We start from the raw sequence: 3,133 nt of genomic DNA on the forward strand, positions 1-3,133 counted from the left end.
ATCCCCTTTTAGGGCTGCGGCCAAATTATTGGCTTCGGTGCTCATCTGCAAACCCACATCTAAAATTTTACGAATTTCCGCATATAAATGCGTTTGCCCCTGTAATGACGCATCGTGGACTTCGTTTAAGCGCTTCTGAAAGCCCTCGATTTGCTCCCTAAAGGGTTTTAATAACTGATCCAGATTCATTTGACTGGCTTGATGAAAACGCTGATTTTTTTCCTCAAAAATCTTATTTGCAAGATTTTCAAATTCCTGGCGTAGCGTACTTTTAGCCAGCTCTAATTGCTCGATTTGCGCCTGAAAATGTTTTTCTTTTTCTGCTAAGGTGGCTTTTAACGTGCTCTCTGAACTCAGCACCTGCTGATATTGCTGCTGCAATGCTTGCCATTGCTGTCGCCAGCTTTGGGCTTCGTCACGCTGCACATCAAAATCATCTTGCCAACGCTGCACCTGTTGTTGCAAGGCTAACAACTGCTCTTGCTGACGGCTTAGGGTCAGCGCTTTTTCGTGTTGCTGCAATACATAAAGCCGCTCTTTGCGTTTAAACACAAAGGCGGCTATGCCATAACCCAATACAGTTGCTACTGCAGCTACTGCAGTCACTCCAACCCCAGTCCACTCTACTATCATCCAAGCCTCTTTCAAAACCTGCCGTCAATAACGGCTATCTGAGCGTTTAGTCATAAAGTGATTTTAGACGAGATTGAAGATAACTGCCGTACCTACAAACTACACATTTCGGTCCCAATAGCGACTTGCCAACCTATCCACAATTAGCTGTGGCTTCCTTAATTCAAAGATAAAATCATCACTGTAAATGTGTGGTTGATCCAATAACTGCTGCGCTTCAGAGCAATAAGCAATAGCTTTATAATGAGCATACGCATCTGAAATAAAATCTTGTACTGCTTTTTGCTTTGCTAAATGGCTAACCTGCTTCTGAGCCACAATCAACGCCACGGCATCAAACAACACAGACGGCGCCCCGTTAATGTTTTCATCGGCGGGCAAATGCGTCCCATCACTAAGCGTCACCCCACCCACTTTTTCAGCGATCACTTTTATACTAGCCCCAGCTTGCTCGACCGCGTGCTGCAAAGACTGCACTTGTTTTGCATCGGCACCGTCACTGACTAACAACCCCAAAGTACGCCCAGCTACCGGACAAGTCTGTTTTAAAATAGAAAGCGCATCCGATAACGGCATATCAATCGGCGCTTTGGCTGGCGCTATCTTCTCCGGTAAATGTAGACCTAAGCCCTCAGCCACCTGCTGTGCTAAATCTTGATCCACATTTTGCAACTGCCCAAGCATTCGCAGACGAACATGATTCAACTGCACCTTGGACAATTCAAAAACAAAGCCGTCGACGATATGAGCCTGCTCTATGGGCGTTTGAGATCGGTAAAATAAACGTGGCTGGGTAAAGTGATCGGCAAAAGTCCGTGCACGAACACGACACTTATCTACACTAGCAATGTGATGTCTAGCAACGGTCTCAAAACCCTGCTCCACCGCTCGGGGCCCAGCTGGCTCGCCGACCTGTGCTAGACTATTCGGCTCATAGGTCGCTCGCCCCTTAAAAACCTGAGTCTGCATCATGCCATCACGTTGAAAATTATGCATCGGGCACTTGGGTGCATTGATGGGAATTTGATGAAAGTTAGCAGTGCCTAAACGCGATTTCTGTGTGTCCAAATAAGAAAATAAACGCCCTTGTAATAAAGGATCATTGGAGAAATCAATCCCCGGAACAATATTAGATGGTAAAAAAGCCACCTGTTCCGTTTCCGCAAAGAAATTATCTGGATAACGGTCTAAAACCATACGACCGATAATTTGTACGGGGATTTCCTCTTCGGGGATCAGCTTCGTTGCATCTAACACATCATAAGGCTGTCGGTCTGCCCATGCTTGATCAAACACCTGAATACCCAGCTCCCACTCTGGATACTGCCCGGCTTGAATCGCTTCAAACATATCACGCCGATGGTAATCCGGATCCGCCCCCGATATTTTTACCGCCTCATCCCATAAGGTTGACTGAACGCCCTGTTTAGGCTTCCAATGAAACTTAACTAAATGTGTATCCCCTTGTGCATTTTCCAATACAAAGGTATGTACACCAAACCCCTCCATCATGCGCAAAGAGCGAGGCAACGCCCGATCTGACATTAACCACAGCACGGTGTGCATGGATTCCGGCATCAACGACACAAAATCCCAGAAAGTATCATGCGCCGAAGCCGCTTGGGGAAAACCGCGATCGGCTTCGGGTTTAACCGCATGAATTAAATCCGGAAACTTAATGGCATCTTGAATAAAAAAAACAGGCATATTATTGCCCACTAAATCCCAATTTCCCTCTTCAGTATAAAATTTGACCGCAAAGCCTCTCACATCGCGCGGCGTGTCCTTAGACCCTTTGGAGCCAGCTACCGTGGAAAACCGACAGAACACTGGAACACGAGCTCCTTTTTTTTGGAATAAAGACGCCTTGCTCAGCTCTGGAATAGGATTCGTACACTCAAAATAACCATGCGCGCCAGTACCACGAGCATGAACAATACGCTCCGGAATGCGCTCATGATCAAAATGAAAAATCTTTTCTCGGAGAACAAAATCCTCCAACAAAGTAGGCCCACGCAACCCTAGTTTTAATGAGTTTTGATTATCCGAAATGGGCACACCATGATTGGTGGTTAATGGCTCACCACCTCGCTGCTGAGTTTCTCCACCGGGTCCTGGTATGAAATCGGCTGACTTGACGGACGACTTTTTGGACATGAGGTTCTCCTGTAGATAATGAACAGTGTCCTGTTAGTCTAGACAGCCAGCTCAAGGAGACAGTAAGTCTTTGCGTGCAAAAGCAACAATAAATAAAAAAGCCCTTGATAAATCAAGGGCTAAGAAACAGATAGTTAACAAGTTTGAATCTATTTTTTATTTATAGGTGTAGTAATAATTATACGAAGCCCCATACCCCAAACGGAATCGGCGCACACCATTAAACACAACCCCTTTTAATGGCTCGGCCACCCCTGCAGTGCGTAAACGCGCCACTGCATCCTGGACCTCGCGTACGGTGCTTTGTTCAGCACGCACCACCATAAACGCCGCGGCCACATAG

At 46.3% G+C, this 3,133-nt stretch carries 3 protein-coding genes; all 3 read right to left on the bottom strand.

All coding sequences use genetic code 11. The features are described 5' to 3' along the window. A partial coding sequence (rmuC, locus tag Q1V74_RS01420) for a DNA recombination protein RmuC (RefSeq protein WP_300646737.1) occupies window positions 1-633 on the bottom strand: 633 nt, incomplete at its 3' end. Window positions 634-732: 99 nt separating this feature from the next. After that, window positions 733-2,790, bottom strand: a complete 2,058-nt coding sequence (locus Q1V74_RS01425; RefSeq protein ID WP_300646739.1) for a catalase — start codon at window positions 2,788-2,790, stop codon at window positions 733-735. Window positions 2,791-2,946: 156 nt separating this feature from the next. After that, window positions 2,947-3,133: hypothetical protein (locus Q1V74_RS01430; protein WP_300646740.1), on the bottom strand; the 187-nt coding region annotated here is incomplete at its 5' end.

It is taken from the genome of Paenalcaligenes sp. (genome assembly GCF_030152715.1).
GTDB classification, from domain to species: domain Bacteria; phylum Pseudomonadota; class Gammaproteobacteria; order Burkholderiales; family Burkholderiaceae_B; genus Paenalcaligenes; species Paenalcaligenes hermetiae.